At 53.7% G+C, this 20,818-nt stretch carries 19 protein-coding genes and 2 tRNA genes; 5 read left to right on the top strand and 16 right to left on the bottom strand.

Annotation, left to right across the window (positions count from 1 at the left end):
* Nucleotides 1-5 precede the first annotated feature (5 nt).
* The 9 genes from flgH to G403_RS0121470 all read right to left on the bottom strand — a co-directional run bounded on the left by flgH (nucleotide 6) and on the right by G403_RS0121470 (nucleotide 8,134).
* Complete coding sequence (gene flgH, locus G403_RS0121510) at nucleotides 6-686, bottom strand: flagellar basal body L-ring protein FlgH (RefSeq protein WP_027855803.1); 681 nt, start codon at nucleotides 684-686, stop codon at nucleotides 6-8.
* A gap of 20 nt (nucleotides 687-706) precedes the next feature.
* Nucleotides 707-1,492, bottom strand: coding sequence for a flagellar basal-body rod protein FlgG (gene flgG, locus G403_RS0121505; RefSeq protein WP_027855802.1), 786 nt, complete (start codon nucleotides 1,490-1,492; stop codon nucleotides 707-709).
* A 15-nt stretch (nucleotides 1,493-1,507) separates the two neighbouring features.
* Nucleotides 1,508-2,248: a flagellar basal-body rod protein FlgF gene (gene flgF, locus G403_RS0121500; protein WP_027855801.1), complete on the bottom strand. Its 741-nt coding sequence runs from the start codon at nucleotides 2,246-2,248 to the stop codon at nucleotides 1,508-1,510.
* Nucleotides 2,249-2,394: 146 nt separating this feature from the next.
* Entirely contained in the window at nucleotides 2,395-4,602 is a 2,208-nt protein-coding gene (locus G403_RS0121495) for a flagellar hook-basal body complex protein (protein WP_027855800.1), read from the bottom strand.
* A gap of 15 nt (nucleotides 4,603-4,617) precedes the next feature.
* Nucleotides 4,618-5,295, bottom strand: coding sequence for a flagellar hook capping FlgD N-terminal domain-containing protein (locus tag G403_RS0121490; RefSeq protein ID WP_027855799.1), 678 nt, complete (start codon nucleotides 5,293-5,295; stop codon nucleotides 4,618-4,620).
* 26 nt (nucleotides 5,296-5,321) lie between these two features.
* Nucleotides 5,322-5,756 (bottom strand): flagellar basal body rod protein FlgC, encoded by a 435-nt coding sequence (gene flgC / locus G403_RS0121485; protein ID WP_027855798.1) that lies wholly within the window; start codon nucleotides 5,754-5,756, stop codon nucleotides 5,322-5,324.
* 2 nt (nucleotides 5,757-5,758) lie between these two features.
* A complete protein-coding gene (flgB, locus tag G403_RS0121480; RefSeq protein ID WP_027855797.1) occupies nucleotides 5,759-6,166 on the bottom strand; it encodes a flagellar basal body rod protein FlgB in 408 nt (135 codons plus the stop codon).
* 174 nt (nucleotides 6,167-6,340) lie between these two features.
* Nucleotides 6,341-7,180, bottom strand: coding sequence for a CheR family methyltransferase (locus G403_RS0121475; RefSeq protein WP_211232728.1), 840 nt, complete (start codon nucleotides 7,178-7,180; stop codon nucleotides 6,341-6,343).
* A gap of 12 nt (nucleotides 7,181-7,192) precedes the next feature.
* On the bottom strand, nucleotides 7,193-8,134 hold the full coding sequence (locus G403_RS0121470; protein WP_027855795.1) for a chemotaxis protein CheV: 942 nt from the start codon (nucleotides 8,132-8,134) through the stop codon (nucleotides 7,193-7,195).
* A 30-nt stretch (nucleotides 8,135-8,164) separates the two neighbouring features.
* Between G403_RS0121470 and flgA the strand changes: the two genes are divergently transcribed.
* The 4 genes from flgA (at nucleotide 8,165) to G403_RS0121450 (ending at nucleotide 10,031) form a co-directional block, all read left to right on the top strand.
* Nucleotides 8,165-8,917 carry a flagellar basal body P-ring formation chaperone FlgA gene (gene flgA / locus G403_RS25190; protein WP_084404149.1) on the top strand — a complete coding sequence of 251 codons (753 nt, stop codon included), beginning with the start codon at nucleotides 8,165-8,167 and terminating at the stop codon, nucleotides 8,915-8,917.
* Between the two features lie 156 nt (nucleotides 8,918-9,073).
* Nucleotides 9,074-9,403 (top strand): flagellar biosynthesis anti-sigma factor FlgM, encoded by a 330-nt coding sequence (flgM, locus tag G403_RS0121460; RefSeq protein WP_027855793.1) that lies wholly within the window; start codon nucleotides 9,074-9,076, stop codon nucleotides 9,401-9,403.
* A gap of 16 nt (nucleotides 9,404-9,419) precedes the next feature.
* Nucleotides 9,420-9,908 (top strand): flagella synthesis protein FlgN, encoded by a 489-nt coding sequence (locus tag G403_RS0121455; RefSeq protein ID WP_027855792.1) that lies wholly within the window; start codon nucleotides 9,420-9,422, stop codon nucleotides 9,906-9,908.
* 48 nt (nucleotides 9,909-9,956) lie between these two features.
* A tRNA-Arg gene (locus tag G403_RS0121450) sits at nucleotides 9,957-10,031 on the top strand.
* On the opposite strand, the gene G403_RS25930 is transcribed toward G403_RS0121450, so the two are convergent.
* Both G403_RS25930 and G403_RS0121435 read right to left on the bottom strand, forming a co-directional pair.
* A complete protein-coding gene (locus G403_RS25930; RefSeq protein ID WP_425411721.1) occupies nucleotides 9,991-12,453 on the bottom strand; it encodes a cation:proton antiporter in 2,463 nt (820 codons plus the stop codon). The genes G403_RS0121450 and G403_RS25930 overlap by 41 nt on opposite strands.
* Before the next feature lie 100 nt (nucleotides 12,454-12,553).
* Nucleotides 12,554-14,164, bottom strand: a complete 1,611-nt coding sequence (locus G403_RS0121435; protein WP_027855790.1) for a tetratricopeptide repeat protein — start codon at nucleotides 14,162-14,164, stop codon at nucleotides 12,554-12,556.
* Between the two features lie 344 nt (nucleotides 14,165-14,508).
* On the opposite strand from G403_RS0121435, the gene G403_RS0121430 reads away from it, so the two are divergent.
* The gene (locus G403_RS0121430) at nucleotides 14,509-15,438 is read left to right on the top strand and encodes a histone deacetylase family protein (protein ID WP_027855789.1); all 930 of its coding nucleotides are present in this window, start codon (nucleotides 14,509-14,511) and stop codon (nucleotides 15,436-15,438) included.
* A gap of 78 nt (nucleotides 15,439-15,516) precedes the next feature.
* Here the strand turns inward: G403_RS0121430 and G403_RS0121425 are convergent, their stop codons facing one another.
* The 5 genes from G403_RS0121425 to G403_RS0121405 form a co-directional block, all read right to left on the bottom strand.
* The gene (locus G403_RS0121425; protein ID WP_027855788.1) at nucleotides 15,517-16,818 is read right to left on the bottom strand and encodes a sodium ion-translocating decarboxylase subunit beta; all 1,302 of its coding nucleotides are present in this window, start codon (nucleotides 16,816-16,818) and stop codon (nucleotides 15,517-15,519) included.
* A 20-nt stretch (nucleotides 16,819-16,838) separates the two neighbouring features.
* Nucleotides 16,839-18,626: a sodium-extruding oxaloacetate decarboxylase subunit alpha gene (gene oadA, locus G403_RS0121420; protein WP_027855787.1), complete on the bottom strand. Its 1,788-nt coding sequence runs from the start codon at nucleotides 18,624-18,626 to the stop codon at nucleotides 16,839-16,841.
* A gap of 46 nt (nucleotides 18,627-18,672) precedes the next feature.
* Nucleotides 18,673-18,924: an OadG family protein gene (locus G403_RS0121415; RefSeq protein ID WP_027855786.1), complete on the bottom strand. Its 252-nt coding sequence runs from the start codon at nucleotides 18,922-18,924 to the stop codon at nucleotides 18,673-18,675.
* A gap of 293 nt (nucleotides 18,925-19,217) precedes the next feature.
* A complete protein-coding gene (gene thiI / locus G403_RS0121410; RefSeq protein ID WP_027855785.1) occupies nucleotides 19,218-20,690 on the bottom strand; it encodes a tRNA uracil 4-sulfurtransferase ThiI in 1,473 nt (490 codons plus the stop codon).
* 51 nt (nucleotides 20,691-20,741) lie between these two features.
* Nucleotides 20,742-20,818: transfer RNA gene (locus G403_RS0121405), tRNA-Arg, on the bottom strand.

Genomic DNA, 20,818 nt, shown 5'->3' with positions numbered 1-20,818 from the left:
CCTCCTCAGAACGGCCAGACCGGGCTGATAAAGAAGCGGGCCAACCAACCCATCACATTGGACTCATGGACTGAGCCGGTTCCACTGTAAGCGATCCGCGCATCCGCCAGCTTGGTTGAGGGAACAGTGTTTGCCTCACTGATATCCTGCGGCCGGATAAAGCCACTAACGCGAATGTACTCATCGCCCTGGTTAAGCGTCAGCCACTTTTCACCACGCACCAGCAAAGTCCCGTTGGGACGCACTTCATGAACAGTCACGGTGATACTGCCACTGAGACTGTTACTCATATCTGAACTGCCATCACCGGCAAAAGAACTGCTACTTCCGAGTGAGGCAGACAGCGGGTTTCCGAAAACCGAAAGGTTCTGACCCATAATGGAGCCTGCCCCAACCTCGGTCGAATTCGTTTTATCCACAGCGGTGGAAGAGCTTTTCGAGGACTGAGTGCTTTCCTGCAACTCGACCGTTATGATGTCACCGACGCGATGGGCGCGACCATCGCCGTACAGGTTCATCGCCGTACCCGCGTTATAGATAGAACCGGTCACCGGTTGCATATTGGGCTGCGGAGCAGGCTCTACCGGCGCATAATAGGGATTATCCGGCTTTGGGGGCTTATTCACGCAACCCGCCAACACCAGAGTAGCCATGCCCATTATCACGGCGTTGAAAAAACGGCTCATCCCCCTACCCTCTCATTCGATTAAAGCTGCTGTGTAACGAACGACAACATCTGGTCTGCCGTTGAGATCACTTTGGAGTTAATCTCATAGGCGCGCTGGGTTGTGATCATATTGACCAGCTCTTCAACGGCATTAACGTTAGACCCCTCCAGCATACCCTGACGCAGGATCCCTGTCCCATCTTCACCGGGGACAGCAACAATCGGTGCGCCACTGGCGGCGGTTTCCTGGAACAGATTCTGCCCCAACGCCTGCAGCCCCTGCGGGTTAACAAAGTCAGCCAACTCGAGCTGCCCAAGCTCTTCCGGGTTCTGTGGATCATCAGTAATCACCGAAACCGTCCCATCGTTGCCGATGGTCATGGTTTGAACACCTTCAGGCAAGGTGATAGCCGGTTCCAGTGGATACCCTTCTGCCGTCACCAGGCGGTTTTCACCGTCCAGATGAAGCTGGCCGTTACGGGTGTAGGCGATCGTGCCGTCGGGTTGCTGGACCTGCAGGAAGCCTCGCCCGTTGATAGCCACGTCAAACGACTGATCGGTGATCTGAAAATCACCCTCCTGGAACAACTTCTGAGTACCGACGGTTCGCACCCCACTACCGAGTTGCAACCCTGAGGGCAACTGAGAATCAGCCGCCGTGTCGGCACCGGGCTGACGTTGAACCTGGTACAGCAGATCTTCAAAGACAGCCCGGTCCTTTTTGAAGCCAACGGTACTGACGTTCGCTAGGTTGTTTGAAATAACCTTTAGCTGGGTATCCTGTGCACTCAACCCGGTTTTGGCTACATGGAGAGCTCCGTTCATGAATAGATCCCCTTATCAGCTAAGTTGTAAGATATTGGCGGCCGCACTGGAGTTTTCCTCAGCGGTTTTCATCAGTTTGACCTGCACTTCAAACTGCCGTGACAGGTTGATAATCGAGGTCATTTCACCCACCGCATTCACATTGCTCGATTCGAGATATCCGGAACGAAGCCCCACGTTCGGATCAGCATCCAGCGGCTGAAAATTGTCGGCGTGCATGAGTCCATCCTGGCCTTTAAACAGCGGCTGATCCGGATTCACCAGCTTGATCTGATCAATGCGGGCCAGCTCCGAGGCCGGGTCTCCCATCGGACGTATACTGATGGCACCATCATTGGTGATTTCGACCTGCTCCGCCGGGGGAATCACTATTGGAGCCCCTCCGGCACCCAGCACCGGCAAACCGCTGCCCGTCACCAACTGATTAGCGGCATTGATCTGCAGGTTGCCACTGCGGGTATAAGCCTCTTGCCCATTGGGACCGACCACTGCAATCCAGCCATCTCCCGCCACCGCCACATCGAGGTTACGCCCTGTAGAGATCAGAGTGCCTGACGATGCATCCGTGGCCGGGCGTTCGCTCATGGAATAAACACGGGATTCGTAGCCATCACCCAAAACACGCATGGCCCGTGCCTGCTCCATATCGGCCTTGAAGCCAGTCGTCGTGGCGTTTGCCAGGTTGTTGGCGTGGACCTGCTGCGCGTGCATGTTTTCACGCGCGCCGGTCATGGAAACGTACAACAACTTATCCATGGGTACTCCTTCGGTAAACGCTTGCCGCTTTAGCGGCGTTTACATAAAAGAAGCAATTGGCGTGCCACCAAATAGAAACAGAGACGCCGGACTCACTTTTAGCGAGTCCGGCGAGAGGAAGATCTTAACTGGTAGAGCGACGATCCTTAGATCTGGAGAATCGCCTGAGTCACGGTATTAAGCGTTTCCAGCGTTTTGGAGTTCGCCTGGAAGTTACGCTGCCCTTCGATCAGCTTCACCAACTCTGCGGACAGATCCACGTTGGACTGTTCCAGAGCTGCCGAGCGCAGCGTACCGTTCAAACCGGTTCCCGGCGGGTTGAGGATGGCACCACCTGAGTCAAGCGTCGCCACCCATTCTGTATCACCCGCAGGTTGCAGACCATCTTGGTTTTCGAACGTTGCGATCGCGACCAGCCCTAACTCACTTAGCTGGCCGTTACTAAAGCTAGCGACCATTTGACCATTTTCTGAGAAAGTAACCCCGATCAAATCGCCTTTCGCATATCCGTCCTGCTGCTGGCTTTTTACTATAGAGTCAGATGCAAACTGGGTAGACCCAGTGAAGTCTAACTGAATGCCGGCTCTATTATCAGTATCCGAATCTAAGATAGTATCTTCTGGGTTCGCTGGATCGGCGCCCAAAATAGTCAACGTTGGCGCAGCCCCCGCACCAGATACCTCTATCCCGTTTACTGTATCCAAAACACCGGTGGTTGAATTAAAGCCAAGCATAATCGGCCCGACAGCACTTTCACCAGCGGCTCCTGTGCCCGTCCCAGGATCAGGGAGTTTGCCAATATCAAGCTGTACTTCATCATTCAAAAATGCATACGTTCTGTAAGAGCCAACAAAACTGTTATCACCTTTATTAATCTCAACGAGATCAACTACGCCTGTTGTAGTATTCAATCCAATAAAAGGAGCATTAGCCAACGTCCCAGATATAACAGGAAAATCTAACTCATCATTATCTATATTACCTTCCTCGGCAGCCCATTTAACTTCAACTCTATCCTGAAGAGAATTATATTCGATGGATTGAAGGCCCGGGTTACCGTCGATTATCTGCTGCTCATAGCTTGTGATCGTTGATATCGCTTCCTCATATGTGAGCTTACTATCTAAAGTAATATCAACATTCCCGAAGGAAATTACAAATGTTTCCCCCAGCTGATCCCCATCAGTCCCTGACGTAAACTTAGACGGATCAAGTTGAAAGTATTGGAGCTCGTTCGCCTCTCGAGTCGAGTCTGACTCACTAAGAATACTATCGATCTCCACACCAGCGACAGTAACTGCGAAGTCACCATATTCAGTATATTCGGCATAAGTTTCATATGAAATCGACCCGGTAGCACCATTCAAAACGAAGGTACTCAAGTCAATTCTAGGATCACCGCCGTTCTCAAAACTTTCGCTCAGCTTCTTTTGAGACTCTTCAGTAAGCTGATAATATATATTTCCATTTCCATCATCTGTTGCTGTAGTAACGTCCCAATATAAAGTGTCCGTATCAGCAGTATCTTGCCCAGGAGTTACAGTGGCATTAGCAAAGGTTGTACCATCACTATTCATTGCCATATTAAAACCGGACAATGTAACTTCATCGGCACCTGTTCCAAACGAAGCATCAGCCGTTGCTGCAGGAGTTGCGTCGAAAGTAGCCGCGGTAAAAGACCCCGAACCATTATCAATTGAATACTGATAAACCTCTCGAATCGCCTGCTGCTCAGCAAAATAGAAGCGAATACTATTTTCGTTACCTAAGCTGTCATACGTACCTACCGTAGTAGAATATGTATATGAATTCGGGTTTGTTTTATCAAAAACCAAATCCAGTTCGGATGCATCCTCGTTATCATTGATGTTAAATGACAAATCAATTTGTTCTGTTGCCTTAGGAGGGCTTTCTTTTTGAGAGACAGAAAGATCCCGAGGAGGCAATACATTTCCCTGCGCATCCAAGCCGTAGCCTTGAAGGTTCTTGCCATTTTTACTGACAATAAAACCGTCCTTATCTAGCTCAAAAGCACCTGCGCGTGTATACGACACGTTACCATTCGCGTCTTTTAGCTGAAAAAAGCCAGAGCCGTTGATTGCTAGATCAAGGTTACTATTCGTAAATTCAATAGTACCACCACTGAAGTCCTGAGCGATATCAGTAACCGTGACACCAGACCCAGGAGTATTACTGGAACCGGCACCCACAACAGCTGTTGCATAGATATCCCCAAACTCCGTACGCGAAGATTTGAAACCAACGGTACTGGAGTTGGCGATGTTGTTACCCGCCACGTCGAGCAGCGTGGTCGCTGACTTCAGGCCGGTTACGGCCGTGTTAAAACCTGCCATTTTCTATATCCTCGCTTAACCGATCTGACGTATTTCGTCGATGCTCAGGGAGCCGATGTCGGTGTTGACCTTCATACCCACGCCGTTCTGACCCAGCGTTACGCTATTAACGGTTTGGCCGGTGAAAACCGGAAGCTCTTTTGTGCCGTCCGCGGTGGTGGTCTTAGCAACGACAGAGTAATCCCCTGCGGCCCAGCCTTCTCCACCCCAAACAAAGTCATGATCACCCGCCTCAAGGTTCCCCATATTATTACTGGAGACCAATGTGCCGGCGTTATCGTAGATCTCGATGGTCACGTTGGAGGCACTGGACTCCAGCGACACCAACCCGCGGGCATAGGAGCCGTCCTGATACAGGGTTTTATCGCCCCCTTCAGCAAACACTGTCTGTCCCACCATTGAAGAGGCCTGCAATGCAGCCTGACTACTGAGCAGGGAGTTGCTCATATCTTCAACTGTGCTCGCCAGGTTGTTGATGCTCTCCACGTTACTCATGCTCGAGATCTGCTGCATGAAATCCGTGGTGTCCGCCGGGTTGGTCGGATCCTGGTTCTGAAGCTGAGCAATCATCAACTTCATGAACATCTGACTGTCCTCGGAGGCTTTACTGGTCTCCGTAGCACTGTTCTGGTTCTTTTGGTTGATCTGCTCGTATATGTTCTGGCTGTTGCCAGTACCGTTGATTGTGCTCATGGCACTAACCTCTCATTCAAGGCCGCTTATTGCCCCAGTGTCAGCGTACGCTGCAACATCTGCTTTGCGGTGTTCATGATCTCCGTATTGATCTGAAAAGAGCGGGAGGCGGAGATCATATCTGCCATCTCTTCAACCACATTCACATTGGGGTAGTAGATATAGCCGTTCTCATCAGACATTGGATGATTGGGCTCATACACCATGCGCAGAGGCGCATCGCTTTCGACAATGCCCTTCACTTCGACGCCCTGGCCAGGAACGGCACCGGCCTCGGCAGCCCTGTAATGATCCTCTGTCGGCGCCTGAACCGCGAAAACAGGCTTGCGTGCGCGATAGGTTTCTCCCTCGCTGGAGCTGATGCTCTCGGCATTGGCCAGGTTGCTCGCAGTCGTATTCAAGCGAATGCTTTGTGCATTCATGGCCGAGCCTGCAATTCCGAATACGTTAGAGAGAGACATATTTATTCACCCTTAATTGCGTTGGTAAGCCCTTTGAACTTGCTGCTCAACCGGTCAAACGACACCTGATAGCGAATAGCGTTGTCGGTGTAGCGAGCCATCTCCTGCTGCACCTCTACGGTGTTACCATCTACGGAGGGTTGCTGGGGATTTCTGAACATCAGCTCCGCCGCAAAATCAGGACTCAGAAACTCATCCGCATGTCCCGGTTGTGTCTGTACCAGATCCACATCGAACTCATCACCGGGCCCCTGGGCATCGCGCAGCATTGACTCAAAGTCAAAGTCACGCGCCTTGAAGCCCGGCGTATCCGCATTGGCGATATTATTGGCCAACACCTCCGCACGACGCGCCCGCAGGAGCATGGCATCCTCGTGAATTCCCAGTGCTGAGTCGAAATTAATAGCCATCGCCAATCTCCCGATACGTTCCGTACTTGAGAAAGCAATCGGCATGCCATAACAGAGCACCCCTTTATTTACGGGCTCTATATGGATTTAAGGCGGGTTGGAGCGGCAAAGCTGTTCCGCTAAAAGCGGCAAAGAAGAAGGCAAACCGGCGCCGGCATTGCCGCCGGCAAGGAATCAGATCGCCTGGTAGATAATGCCTGGACGGCAATGGATCATTTTGTAGATATCAGACAGCCCCGACAGTGACTCGGAGGCGCCCAGTAACAGGTAGCCACCGGGACGAAGCTGCCGACGCATCTTGCGCAGGATTTCCAGTTTCACATCGGATGAGAAATAGATCAGCACGTTACGGCAAAAGATCACATCAAACTGGCCCAAAGAGGAGTACTGGCCCAGCAGGTTCAAGCTCTGAAAACGAACGCGCGACTTGATTTCCGGACGTATACGCCAACATCCGGCATCTGCCGAGATAAAGTACTTTTTCAGGCGTTCCTGAGACAACCCACGCCCGAGCGCGAGCATCTCATACTCGCCCCGCTGAGCCTGCTGCAGGACCTGCGTCGAAATATCGGTGGCCAGAATCTCTTCACCACCGGCCAACACGCCCGGATGAGTTCGCTTGAACTCATCGATTACCATACTGATCGAGTAGGGCTCCTGCCCGGTCGAACAGGCCGCGGACCAGATACGCAGTTTTTGCCGGCGTGCATTTTCAGACAACTCCGGCAATAAGCGCTTAGCCAGAATCTCGTAGGGGTGTATATCTCGAAACCAGAGTGTTTCGTTGGTGGTCATGGCGTTGATCACGCTCTCCTTGAGCGTATTGCCACCGGGGCGCCGCAGACGATCCACCAGCTGACTGAGGGATTCGCAACCCTGTTCTTTCATGATCTTGCCCAGACGACTCTGCACAAGATACTGCTTGTGTTCAGCAAGCAGAATGCCGCAGCTATCCTCAAGAAACGCGCTGAACTGACGGAAATCATCCGCCGTAATCCGAAATCCCTGGTTCACGTTATACGGCCATTAACTCTTCTGGGATACCTGATTGATCCGGTTGACGACAACCGATGCGAGGTCGTTCGGGTTGAACTTGGCCAGGAAGCCATCCGCGCCAACCTTTTTGACCATAGAAACGTTAAAACCGCCGCTGAGCGAGGTATGCAGCACCACATGCATTCGCTGTGTGCGTGTATCTTCGCGAATCATGGCGGTCAATGTGTAGCCATCCATTTCCGGCATCTCGATATCGGAGATCACCATCAGGAAGGCCTTCTCAACATCGATCCCTTTTTCAGCCATACCGCGAAGCAGATCCCAAGCCTGCTTGCCGTTATTGGCCGCTGTTACTTTCACTCCGAGGCTTTCCAGGGAGCGCTGCATCTGATTCCGGGCCACGGCCGAATCATCGACGATCAGGACGTGATGCTGATGAGCCTGCTGACGCACTTCACTGTTCGCCACATCCTCGCTGACATCCGTTGCCATCGGATAAAGATCTGCGAGAATCTGTTCCACGTCGAGAATTTCGATCAGTTTACCTTCATGCTCAAAGACCGCTGTCAGATAGTTCTCCGACCCGATCTCTGTGGGCGGTGCCATAATCTGGTCCCACTGAGTATTGAAGATACGATCAACCTTGCGTACCAGGAACGCCAGTGTGCGCCGATTGTATTCTGCAACGATCAGGAAGCACTTGCGCTGCTCATCCTCCGGGATCGGTCGACGTCCGATCGCCTCGGACAAATCCAGCACCGGGATCGTTTCCCCACGGATATGCGCCATACCTTTTATGGCAGTGGTTTGGCGGGGAACCTCCGTCAACTCGGGGCACTGCAGCACTTCACGTACTTTAAACACGTTAATCCCATAGCGCTGGGACGTCTCAAGTCCGAAAAGCAATAGCTCCAGACGGTTCTGCCCCACCATCTGTGTGCGTAGGTTTACACTATCCAAGATACCTGACATGATCGCTTAAACCCCGAGGTCAGAGTAGTAATGTCATACTGCAAAGCCCTGAAAACTTTCCAAGACTCCGGCGTACGCTTCTTCAGTTTTATACCAGTTTGGGTCGCTCTGGCCACCCTGCTTGCCCTTGCGCCTTTCGGCTACGCATCTGCCGACACTGACTTCAACTCTGACATAGAGAGCGCAGTCGCGTCGACCATCCGGCAAGTTTATCAGACAAGATTACCAGACAGTCGCGTAAACGTAACAGTAAACCCGATAAACCGCACACTTTCTTTAACTCCCTGCGCCCAGGCACCGCTGATTGAGCTCCCCTTCGCCAACGGTGCCCGTGTAACCGCTAAAGTCAGTTGTACGGCTCCTGCTGCCTGGAGCCTGTTTGTGACAGCCCGGGTGGAGCAATTTGCCGCTTTGGTTGTTGCCAATCGTCCAATCAGCCGGGATGAACGTATCGATAGTCAGGCTCTGACTCTACAGGAGCGTGATGTCACCCGGTTACGCGGCGACTATTATACGCGACTTCAGGATGTGGTGGGCCAAAGCGCGCGGACAACCATCGATAATGGTGAAGTCATCAGCCCAAGGGATCTGACTGCGACACTTGCCGTGCGCCGCGGGGACCTGATCACCCTTGAAGTGCGCCGGGGCACCTTGCTGATCCGCACTAAAGGAATCGCACTGGAAGATGGCCACATCAATCAGCAGATCGATGTGAAAAATCAGCGCTCCGGCCGAGAGCTGAGAGGACTGGTCACGGCACCTGGCGTGGTATCGATCCCCTGACCCCATGGCCAATACTGCTCACTCCCTCTATACTGTTGCACAGCAAGAGGGTTGAATACCGACTTACTGACGTCGATAAAAAACTTTCGCAAAAATACTAAAGTTTTGTTCCGGATGACCGATACCCTTACCCGTAACAGATAAGAGGTATGTGAGATGGCAATCGATCTTCCCGGCCTCTCCTCCACACAGGGTAGCGGAGGACGCGGCAACCGGGTCAACAATGAGCAGCAGAACAACGCCACCCCGACCGGCGGTGCGGGCAATGCTCAGCAGCCATCGGTCAATCAGGGAGCCACTGATACCGTCAAGATCAGTGATGCTGCACAGGCTATCCAGAGCGCGGCGCAGGATGTCAGATCCGAGCCGGAAGTGAACAGCGATCGTGTAGCCCAGCTCAAGCAGGCTATCGACAGCGGTGAGTACAAAGTGGATGCCGGGCGCGTTGCGCAAGGTATGCTGAACTTCGAATCACTGTTTAACTGAGACCCGCCCATAACCGATGAGCGCTTCAGAGCCCGTTCCGCAGCTGCTAGCCCTGATTGATCAGGGCACGGCACTGCTTGTGCGTTTGGATGAACTGCTGGACCAAGAACGTCGTTCTCTGGAAAAGCGTGATCTGGAGGGCATCGTCGCGATCAACGAAGAGAAAGCCTCTCTGCTCGACGATATCCAGAACAACTTCAACGCACGCCATACCCTACTCAGCAACCAAGGTGTTGCTCTTTCTGCAGAAGGCCTCGAGGCTTACATCGCCAGCTTGCCCGATGAGCAGGGTCGTACCGTTCATCAACAGTGGCAGCAATTATCGCAAGCGCTTGAGAAAACACAGCGCGCCAGCCTGATTAACCAACAACTGGTCCGTCGTGGCCAGGAAAACACCGACCGCATGCTAAGCCTGCTTCAGGGCAAAAATCAGAAAAGCGAACTGTATGGCAGCTCTGGCCAGCGCAACAATTTCGCCACCCAGAGCCGTATCGGCAAGGCCTGAGCCCAGCGACTGGTTACAACTCCCTTTTCTCGTTACAATGCGCGCCGGCTCCCCATAGTTCAATGGATAGAACAAACCCCTCCTAAGGGTTAGATCCAGGTTCGAGTCCTGGTGGGGAGGCCAAGTGAATCTCCCGCTGTTTTGCGTTGCTGTCCAGTAACAACTGATTTAATTCCCTATCCTGTCCCATCAAGTGCTGCAACCGGGAACGGCTTAACATATACAGCCGGGCCGGCGTCTGGGCGACTACGGAGATATCCGGATGGCCCTCCCCCAGCAGAGCAGACTCGCCAAATGAATCACCGGCAATAAGGGTACTTAGCCTGCGTTCCTCCCCCTGATTGTGACTTTGCAGGCGAATACTGCCACGACTGACGATATAAAGCCTATCATTCTGACTGCCCTGTCGAATCAAATATTCATGCTTTTCCAATGTCACAGCCTCACAGCTCTGCGCCACAAGCCGCAGCAGCCTGGTCGGTAGCTGAGAAAAGAGCGGCACGCGAGCCAGCAGCTGCACAGGGTCATCATGAAACTTCTGAACCACCTGACCACGCAACGCCTTCAAACGCTTCTGCAGGCCCTCCTCGATCTCCTCAGCCAACCCCTTGGGGATGGTTCCCAAAGATGCCTGTTCTCGCGTGGTTTCCAGCTCGGCCAGTAAAACGATGCGTTTGCCGAGCCGCTCCTGAGTCAGCAGCGCAAACTCCGGAAAGTCATGATTTAAGCGCTGCAGTTTCTCCGCGGCCAACCGGTTCCAGTGGCGATAATGGCCCAGAACGCGCTTTACGATAGAGGTCGGTGTGGACTCCAACCCCGCCAGGCGCTCCAACGAATTGATAACATGATTACTTCCCTGAAAGTGCCCCCAGGCCATCTCGTAATAGTGGCCGATATGTGAAATCCGTATCCGCTCCACCAACCCGTGAAACAACGAGCTCCCCCCAAGTAGTCGGTACAGCCAATGCTCTATGTATTCATATTGACGATGGCCGTTCACCTGGTGAAAACCGTGCTCATAGCGCAACGTATCGGTTTGATGTTCAAGAATCGTCAATAACCGGCGGGTGGTAGACTCGCTTAGATGGCCATTATCGAACATCGTATTGTAGTGTGCCTTCTCTTCCGCCAAAGCACGTAAGAAGAACAGGTTGAACTCCTGATCCTCGGTCAGCTGTTGTCGGCGCAACTGATCAATCCGTTCTCTGGCGTCAGCGATAGCCTGCTGGCTACGTAAGTTAAGACGATGAGCCACTCGGCTGGAGAACAGCCCACCACGCTGAAGCTCTGGCAACCGCTCTATGGCACGACGATGGGCGGTCAAGTCGCGTTCGATAAGCGATAACCGGTCCGCCAGAGGCAAACGGTCCAGTTTAAGCAGCCCCATGACAGGCTTGATCGTCAATCCCTGCGCCAGCAGCGTAAACAGAACCGCCCCCGTTACCAGAGCAATGAACAGATCTTTAAAGGAGGACTCGGGCAAGCTCAGCACGATAGCCAGGGCGATCGCGCCACGAAGCCCTCCCCAAAACATAATAAAGCGGTATCCCGGGCCCACCGGCTCCAGCTTCGGTAATTTATCCACCAAAGGCAGCAACCCGAAGATGACCAACCCCCGGGACACCAGCATGGCCAGAATCACCCACAAGACCAGGTCCCAAACAGACAGTAACTGGGGCAGACTGACCTGCATCCCCAGCAACAAAAACAGCAAAGCGTTTGCCGTGAACGCAAGCACACTCCAGAACTGTTCCAGATACCCCCTGACCGTGCTGGCTATTCGCAAGCGGCCCCAGGTACCCAGGGTCAATCCCACGCCCAGCGTCGCCATAATGCCACTGAGATGAAGCAGCTCTTCTGCCGTCAAAAACGCCAGGTAAGCCAGGACAATCGTTAATCCGATCTCAAGAATTGGATCGGAATCGAGCCAGCCGATGAGCTCTCCACTCAAATAACCGACGACAACACCGAATGACAATCCGCCAAAGAACAACACGAAAAAATCCAAGATACTACTTTGCAGCTCACCACCGGTTAGAACACCTGTCGCAATAAACCCCAACAAGATCTTGGAAAGTACGAGGGCGGTGGCATCGTTGAACAGACTTTCCCCTTCTATCAACGTCGACAGACGCGCAGGCGCACCGATCTGTCGAAACAGCGCAACGACCGCAACGGGATCAGTCGCGCTGAGGATTGCACCGATAAGGAGAGCTGCACTCAGATCTACACCGAGAGCCTTCCAGACGATGACACCGATCAAGGCTGTTGAGAGCAATAGACCCGGTATCGCCAGGGTTAGAACCTGCGCCGCATTGCGCCTTAACTGGCGCGCATCCAGGCCGTAACTCGACTCGAAGATCAACGTCGGAAGAAACACATAGAGGATCAGGTCAGGAGAGATACTCACTGCTTTCTCAATGTTTGCCAACGCAGGAAACTGACCACTTAAAAACGTAATCGAGATACCGGTCAGCACCAGCAGTACAGTAAAAGGCAAGCCGCTTCGTCGTGAGACCTGATAAACAATAAGCGCCGTCAGCAACAGCGAAAATATGATACCGACCAATTCCGCGACAGGATGAATAGCTTCCAATGCCAGTGCTCCTATAGATTAGGCCTTGGCCCCTGGTGGATCACTTCGTTTAGCGTAACAGAGCGCCGAGACTACCCTCTGGCAACATCTCGACAGGCTCTTTGCGATAGGCTTTAAACTGGTTCAGCCGGGCGCGCTCAGCGGCACTGAGTTGCAGACGCTCGGTCAGCCGAAGGTATCGGTCAACCATTTTCAGGCGCTCCTCACGACGCGCCGAGCCATCCCGCGCGCTCTCGAAGTAGAGCTGAGCTAGGTTGAGCTGTGCGGCGGGGAAACTGGGATCGTACTCCACCGCCAAACCGAAGTAGCGAATAGCCTGGGAATACTTGCCTGCCATGTAGTGTTTGATACCCAGTCGATTGACCTTGGCCGCCATGGCCTGGTCGCGATGCGCTTGCTTCGCCGACGTCAGACGGCCGGCATCTGCCTCAGGCTCAAGCATCGGTACCTTATCACCGCTTAGAATCAACTCTTCACGCTGAAGGTCCAGAGGAGTTTCGAGTTCGCGGTTGCGGCTCTGAGCCTCGCGCATCAAGCGACTCGCTTCCTCGGGTTCTGCCAAATCATGCGCCACCTGACTGCGCAAGAGCGCTGTCCGCACTTTCAGAGCCGGGTCCCTGGGAAAACTGAACTCCGCATTATTGAGCAAAATATCAAGCTCATTACGTAGCTCAATCACCTGACGAGAGTCTGCCCCACGCATCTCCAGTCGCCGAATATTGGCCAGGCGCAGGTAGGGCTCGGGTGACCGAAAACAGCTATGCCGACCCAGAATAATGGAGCGACGGTAGGCGCCCTCCGCCATCTCGAGCTCATCAGTTTGTGTTGCAATCCGACCTAGCTCCATCTGTCGCGGAATACCCAGCGGCGCCTTTTGCGTTGCCTCGCGTAAAGTATCCCTGGCGCTGTGGAGCTGCCCGTTGCGTTCATGCACCCTGGCAAGCAGATCATAGGCGGCTATCAACAGCGGGTAGTTGTCAATCAAACCCGACAGCAACTCCTCCGCATCGTGCAGCCGATCAAGCTGGTAGAGAGCACGTGCCATCAACAGACCTGCTTCTTTGTCCTCCAGCTGCCAGAACTGCCGCTCCAGCTCATCATAAGCCTCCTGAGCACGCCCCAGATCCATGAGACACTGAGCCCTGACTCGCTGTGCCTGTTCGTAGCAAAAATCCGTTCGCGGTATGTCATCACACCCCTCGACCGCCGCTTCCAGGTCTCCGATCTCGATCGCCTGCTCCACTGAATACAGACGCTGCTTACGTATAACCAGTTGATCGAGACGCTGCTTGAGCTCATCAACCGAAAACGGTTTGGTAAGAAGATCATCGGGGTGGCTGTCGATTGCGTGCAAAACGACTTCCTGCGACGCATCGGACGTCATGAAAATCCAACCCGCCGTGGGGCGAATATAGCCCCGGTACCTGGCCTCTTCCAACAGCTGAATACCCGATACGGCGTCACTGCTGTTATGGCCAAGCAAGATAATGTCAAAAGACTCCTCACGCACTAATTCAAGCACGCGATCACTCACCGTCATGGCACGCAGATTCACTACGCCCAACTCACGTAGCATGTAAAAGATCGTCGAGCGCATATTCCCGCTGCTATCGACGAGCAATACCTTCTTATCAGCGTAGTTAATTCTGGGCGGCGCCACGGATCCTGATATACCTTGCTACAGCAAACGGCTGTTCGACAGTTTTAACTGCAGTATACAGAGTGATGGCAGGATGGAGAAAGCGGAGGACCGTTTATCTGCGGCGGAAAAGAAAAAGGCACCGGTGTCGGGTGAAAACACGCGGTGCCAAAGACAGTTCTATGCTGTGACTAGAAGCATAAAAGAGATCGCTGCCAGAGTGCATGATCTGGATCAAGCTTGGGACTATCGATGCCCTCGCTGATGACATAACCTAGTCGAAAGACCGACACTAGACCATCGCCTAAGGTGAGCGACGGATGTTTTCACCTAGAATGTCGGCAGATGGGAGTATAGAAACGATAATGACAACAGCATTTATCAGTCATCAAGACTGCAGCCTCCACAATATGGGACCGGAGCACCCGGAGAGCCCGATTCGGCTACACGCCATCCGCCGCGTATTGGAGCGCACGGGGCTGATCGAACAACTGATCCAGTTCGAGGCCCCCCATGTCACCTCAGAACAGATCACCCGCGTACATGCCGAACTGCACCAAAAACGTCTGGAGATGAAACTTCCGGAAGAAGGGGTGGTTTATGCCGACGAGGATACCGCCCTCTGTCCCGACTCACTCCATGCCGCCAGCCTGGCCGCAGGCGGGGCGGTGCTGGCTACAGAAAAAGTTCTCAGCGGCGAGGTGGACAATGCCTTTGTGGCGGTCCGCCCTCCAGGCCACCATGCCGAATATAAAGCCGCCATGGGATTCTGTTTTTATAACAATGTGGCTGTCGCTGCCGCCCATGCTCTCGAGCAGGAGGGCATCGAGCGCGTTGCCATACTGGATTTCGATGTTCACCACTGCAACGGCACCGTCGATATATTTCAGAATCGACCGGACGTTTTGGTGTGCTCGACCTTTCAGCACCCCTATTACCCCGAACGTTATACAGAGATCGACCGTCCTAACATCATCAACTGCCCACTGAAGGCTCACGGCCCTGCCAGTGAGTGGCGAAAGGCGGTTATTGAGCGCTGGATGCCTGCTCTGGAGCAGCATAAACCCGATATGATCTTTATATCTGCCGGGTTTGATGCTCACCGCGAGGACCCGATGGCGGACCTTAACCTGGAGGAAGAGGACTACGCCTGGGTTACAGAACGTATTCTGGAGGTGGCCGGGCGTTTCTCGAAGGGCCGTGTAGTCTCGGTCTTGGAGGGTGGCTACAACCCGGTAGCACTGGCCTTCTGCGTGCTGACCCACCTTGAAGTCCTCGCAGCCAGCAATAGCTAAGTACCTCCCAGGCAGACACAAAAAAACCGCAGCCAGACGGCCGCGGTTTTTTTATTTACCTGTGATGGTCTTCAGCGCTTAGCCAACAAACTTGATCATCACGCCTGCCGCAACTGCCGAGCCGATAACACCGGCCACATTGGGCCCCATGGCATGCATCAGCAGGAAGTTCTGCGGGTTAGCTTCCAGGCCAATTTTGTTGGATACGCGTGCAGCCATCGGCACCGCCGATACACCGGCGGAACCAATCAGCGGGTTGATCGCGTTGCCGCCTTCCAGCTTGTTAAGCAGCTTCGCCATCAGGACGCCACAGGCTGTACCGATACCAAACGCGATAACACCCAGCACCAGGATACCCAGAGTTTCCAGGTCCAGGAACTTATCTGCAGACAACTTGGAGCCTACGGAAAGCCCCAGGAAGATGGTCACGATATTGATCAACGCATTCTGTGCAGTATCGCTCAGACGATCGACCACACCACACTCACGCATCAGGTTACCGAAACAGAACATCCCCAGCAGCGGGGCCGCATCCGGCAGCAGAAGCGCAACCAGCATCAACAACAGAATCGGGAATACGATCTTTTCCGTCTTTGATACCGGACGCAGCTGATGCATTTTGATCTTACGCTCTGCCTCGGACGTCAAGGCACGCATGATCGGCGGCTGAATCATCGGCACCAGCGCCATATAGGAATATGCCGCTACGGCGATTGCACCCAACAGATGCGGTGACAAGAGGCTCGCCACGTAGATCGCTGTGGGACCATCCGCACCACCGATAATGCCGATTGCAGCCGCGTCCTGAATCGAGAAGTCCATAACCCCTGTCATGCTCAGACCCACAGCCCCCAGTACGGTCGCAAAAATACCGAACTGCGCGGCCGCCCCCAGGAACAGGGTCTTCGGATTGGCCAGCAACGGACCAAAATCCGTCATAGCACCGACGCCCATGAAGATGATCAGCGGAGCCGCGCCGGATGCGATAGCCACCAGATAGAAGTTATACAGCATGCCGTTGTTATAGCCGGCATCGAGCGCAATATCCGTTGCGGCCGTGTGAACAGAGTGAGAAGCAACCTTATAGCCCTGCAGAATTGCATAAGGATCGGTTCCTTCCACACCCAGCGCCCCCGCCAGTGCGCTTAGCACCTCCGGCTTGGCAAAGTGGATCGCGTTTTCAACAGCGGAAAACGCCAGGCCGGCCTCGGGGATATTCGCAAGAATACCGCCGAAACCGATCGGGACCAGCAGCAGCGGCTCGAAGTTCTTGCGGATCGCAAGATAGAGCAGCACCAACCCGATCACCATCATCAGCGCCTGCCCGAAGCTGATGTTGTAGATGCCCGACGCCAGCCAAAGCTCGAGTAGTTTATCCATTACTCACACCTTTTGCGGAATCAACCCAGAGTGACGAGCGAATCGCCAACCTGGACGGCATCGCCTTCTTTCACATCGACGGACACAATGGAGCCAGCGCGAGCTGCGCGCACTTCGGTTTCCATCTTCATCGCTTCCAGAATGACCAGTACATCACCTTCCTGAACAGACTGACCGGGGCTGACCAATACTTTCCAGATATTGCCGGCCAGCGGCGCAGGAACTTCCTCACCCGGGCCCGCGGCCGGAGCTGAGGCCGCCGGTGCCGCTGCAGGCGCAGCCGGTGCCACATTGGAGATATCACCGCCTTCAGTAACCTGAACAACATAGTTCTGGCCATTGACAGTGATGGTATAGACTTCCGGTCCAGATTTTTTCGGTGCAGACATGGCTTTAGCGTCCTCAAGCGTCGGTGCGGGTTCAAAGGCGTCAGGATTGCCGCGGTTTTCCAGGAATTTCAGGCCGATTTGCGGGAACAGTGCATAGGTCAGAACGTCATCGATTTCACGTTCGCCCTGCTCCAGCTTGATACCTTTCTCGGACGCCAGCTGCTTGAGTTCGGTGCGCAGCTTGTCCATTTCAGGTTCGAGCATATCGGCGGGACGACAGGTGATCGGTTCACCGCCATCCAGAACACGCGCCTGAAGCTCTTCGTTAAACGGTGCCGGCGCTGCGCCATATTCACCCTTGAGGACACCCTGGACCTCTTTGGAGATAGTTTTATAGCGCTCCCCCATCAGCACGTTGATAACCGCCTGGGTGCCAACAATCTGAGAGGTCGGCGTAACCAGCGGAATGTACCCCAGATCCTTGCGCACCTTGGGAATTTCGGCGAGAACTTCGTCGAACTTATCCGCCGCGCCCTGCTCCTTGAGCTGGCTCTCCATGTTGGTCAGCATGCCGCCCGGCACCTGAGCCACCAGTATGCGAGAGTCAGTGCCACGCAGGGAGCCCTCGAACTTCGCGTATTTCTTGCGCACTTCACGGAAGTACGCTGCAATCTCTTCAAGCTGAATCAGATCAAGGCCGGTATCACGGTCGGTCCCCTGCAGCGCAGCAACAACCGATTCGGTCGCAGTATGCCCGTAGGTCATCGACATGGAAGAGATCGCTGTATCGACACGATCAACACCGGCTTCGACTGCCTTGAGGATCGTCATGTCGGACAGCCCGGCTGTCGCATGGGCGTGGAACTGAACCTCGAGGCCGGTCTGAGCCTTGAGACGAGAAATGAGATCAAAGGCCGCATACGGCGTCAGTACGCCGGACATATCCTTGATCGCAATGGAATCGGCGCCCATTTCCTCCAGCGTACGTGCGTACTCGACCCACATTTCAACGGTGTGAACCGGGCTGGTGGTGTAGGAAATTGTCCCCTGGGCATGCTTACCGGTCTCTTTCACCGCCTTGATCGCAGTTTCCAGGTTACGCGGATCGTTCATCGCGTCGAAAATTCGGAACACATCGACACCACTGGTCGCTGCGCGTTCTACAAACTTTTCAACGACATCGTCTGCGTAATGACGATAACCCAGCAGGTTTTGACCACGGAGCAGCATCTGCTGACGGGTATTGGGCATGGCAGCCTTGAGCTCGCGAATACGAACCCATGGGTCTTCACCCAGATAACGGATGCAGGAATCGAAGGTTGCACCGCCCCAGCTTTCCAGGGACCAGTAACCGACCTTGTCGAGTTTCTCCGCGATGGGCAGCATATCGTCCAGTCGCATGCGAGTTGCAAACAGGGACTGATGCGCATCACGCAGTACGACGTCGGTTATGCCTAGTGCTTTTTTAGCGTCGGACATGGGATTGGCCTTATCTCAATCTCGTTTATGATTATTCAACACGCTCTCAGGAGCGATATTTGTGGATAGCAGCCGTCATGACGGCGATCAGTTCGTCGTTATTCGCACCTGCCTGTGCAGCACCACCCGTACTGGGGGTAGAACGCTTCGGCGACACTTTAACGGCGGGGGCCGGCGCATACTTGGTCGCCAGTTTTGACATAAGACTGGTGGTGATCACCAGCAGTGTCAGAAAGACAAAGACGAAACCCATACCGAAGACCATTAAGGTCAGGCCTTCTGATAGCAGATTATCCATCTGTGGGTGCTCCTGTTCAGTTCTTTACCCGTTAGCCCATCGGCAGCTTTTGGCCGCACAACCTGCGTAATTTTCAGCAGGTTTTCGGTGGACAGATGAACCGATTACGGCGCCTGAATGCCAAAAAGACGTAAAGCAACGTAATCGCGCGCTCTATTCTATCGCATACCGCCTAGGTAAAAGCAACATTGTCGACAATCTGTAATTTTTTTACAAAACACAACAACCTGCAGATTTCTATCCCAAGGCATCACACCGCACCATATCCCATCACGCGGGCATAAAAAAGCCGCTCATTGAGCGGCTGGTCGATAAATCCTGAAGTTGGGATATCCTTTTTCCGTCAGGTGCTGGGCATGCATCTGACTCATAACACCTTTCGCACAATAGAGCAGGTACTCTTTGCGGGGATCCAGTCCCTCGGCAACCTGCTCAAGCTTGTAAAAAGGAACCTTCATAATGTCACAACCGGGCAGATTGAGGGGCTTCTTTTCTTCCTCCTGCGGCGGCCGAATATCGATAATAATCTGGTTATCCGCCACCCGGGTTAACGCCTCGATTTCAGCGTTTATGTTGTGATTTTCCACGATCTCATCAATCGAAATCACTTCGGCATCGGCCACGGCCCGATCCAACACCTCAAAATCGAACTCAGCTTCCTCCTGCTCCACCCGCTCCTTTCTTGCGGCAGTGGTCGGCTTATCGGAAATAACCCCACAAAACTCGGGCATGGCACTGGCAAACTCGAACGCGCCAATATCGCGACTGATCTCAATAATATCGGGCTTATCCATGGTGATCAGTGGCCGCAATACCAGATGCTCGGACACAGCATCGATCAGGCTGAGGTTGGGAAGCGTCTGACTGGATACCTGAGCCACGCTTTCACCAGTAACCAACGCGGATATTTTCATCCGGTCCGCCACCTGATCCGCAGCCCGCATCATCATCCGTTTTAACACTACGCCCATGTGGGAGTGATGAACACTTTGCAGTATTTCACCGACCACTTCTTCGAAAGGAACTGTCACGAACTTAACGCGTGCCGAGGCGCCGTAGCGCTTCCACAGGTGCAGAGAAACCTGTTTAACACCAATCTCATGGGCATAACCGCCGAGATTGAAAAACAGGAAGTGCGTTTTGCATCCCCGCCGCATCGTCATCCAAGATGACACAACGGAGTCAAACCCGCCGGAAATCAACGACAGCACCGGCTCCTGGGTTCCCAGCGGATAACCGCCCAGGCCCTTGTGACTCCGAGTCACAATAAACAGCTGCTGATCACGGACCTCCAGATCCACCCACACTTCCGGCTTGTGAACATCCACACCCGCCGCCTGGGTATGCTGGCGCAAACCTCCCCCGACATAACGCTCAAGTTCCACGGAGGTAAAATCATGTTTACCGGCCCGACGCACACGAACCTTGAAGGTTTTCCCTTTCAGTCGTTCCGAATAGGCATCGCGGGTTAACTCGAACACCTGGTGAAAATCGCCAAGCGGATACTGGTCAACCTCCAGAAATGCATGAATGCCCGGAATCCGAGCCATGGCATCGACCAGAGAGTCTCGTACCTGAGCTTTGTCAGCCCCCTCGTCGGGGTCAAACACAACCTCGAGCTTATCCCAGCAGCCACTGACCTTAACGCTGGGTTCGATTCGCGCCAGGATAATCTGCATATTGTTCTGCAGACGCGCAATCAGGCGCTTACGCACAGGGCGACTTTTGATAGTAATTTCGGGAAACAGCTTGATGATGAATTTCATGATCGATCTGGGAATCGTTTTGGCGCTCAGGCCTTTTTAGGAGGGTATCAGTGGCGCGCCCGAGAGGATTCGAACCTCTGACCGCCTGGTTCGTAGCCAGGTACTCTATCCAGCTGAGCTACGGGCGC

The organism is Marinobacterium litorale DSM 23545, from assembly GCF_000428985.1.
Taxonomy (GTDB): domain Bacteria; phylum Pseudomonadota; class Gammaproteobacteria; order Pseudomonadales; family Balneatricaceae; genus Marinobacterium_D; species Marinobacterium_D litorale.
The sequence above is the reverse complement of the archived record's forward strand: the minus strand, read 5'-3'. Positions and strand labels throughout refer to the sequence as shown.

Bases quoted from the DNA above. Each gene is read 5' to 3' on its own strand.
- flgH (WP_027855803.1), bottom strand. From the start codon at position 686: ATGAGCCGTTTTTTCAACGCCGTGATAATGGGCATGGCTACTCTGGTG.
- flgG (WP_027855802.1), bottom strand. From the start codon at position 1,492: ATGAACGGAGCTCTCCATGTAGCCAAAACCGGGTTGAGTGCACAGGAT.
- flgF (WP_027855801.1), bottom strand. From the start codon at position 2,248: ATGGATAAGTTGTTGTACGTTTCCATGACCGGCGCGCGTGAAAACATG.
- G403_RS0121495 (WP_027855800.1), bottom strand. From the start codon at position 4,602: ATGGCAGGTTTTAACACGGCCGTAACCGGCCTGAAGTCAGCGACCACG.
- G403_RS0121490 (WP_027855799.1), bottom strand. From the start codon at position 5,295: ATGAGCACAATCAACGGTACTGGCAACAGCCAGAACATATACGAGCAG.
- flgC (WP_027855798.1), bottom strand. From the start codon at position 5,756: ATGTCTCTCTCTAACGTATTCGGAATTGCAGGCTCGGCCATGAATGCA.
- flgB (WP_027855797.1), bottom strand. From the start codon at position 6,166: ATGGCTATTAATTTCGACTCAGCACTGGGAATTCACGAGGATGCCATG.
- G403_RS0121470 (WP_027855795.1), bottom strand. From the start codon at position 8,134: ATGTCAGGTATCTTGGATAGTGTAAACCTACGCACACAGATGGTGGGG.
- flgA (WP_084404149.1), top strand. From the start codon at position 8,165: ATGTCATACTGCAAAGCCCTGAAAACTTTCCAAGACTCCGGCGTACGC.
- flgM (WP_027855793.1), top strand. From the start codon at position 9,074: ATGGCAATCGATCTTCCCGGCCTCTCCTCCACACAGGGTAGCGGAGGA.
- G403_RS0121455 (WP_027855792.1), top strand. From the start codon at position 9,420: ATGAGCGCTTCAGAGCCCGTTCCGCAGCTGCTAGCCCTGATTGATCAG.
- G403_RS0121430 (WP_027855789.1), top strand. From the start codon at position 14,509: ATGACAACAGCATTTATCAGTCATCAAGACTGCAGCCTCCACAATATG.
- G403_RS0121425 (WP_027855788.1), bottom strand. From the start codon at position 16,818: ATGGATAAACTACTCGAGCTTTGGCTGGCGTCGGGCATCTACAACATC.
- oadA (WP_027855787.1), bottom strand. From the start codon at position 18,626: ATGTCCGACGCTAAAAAAGCACTAGGCATAACCGACGTCGTACTGCGT.
- G403_RS0121415 (WP_027855786.1), bottom strand. From the start codon at position 18,924: ATGGATAATCTGCTATCAGAAGGCCTGACCTTAATGGTCTTCGGTATG.
- thiI (WP_027855785.1), bottom strand. From the start codon at position 20,690: ATGAAATTCATCATCAAGCTGTTTCCCGAAATTACTATCAAAAGTCGC.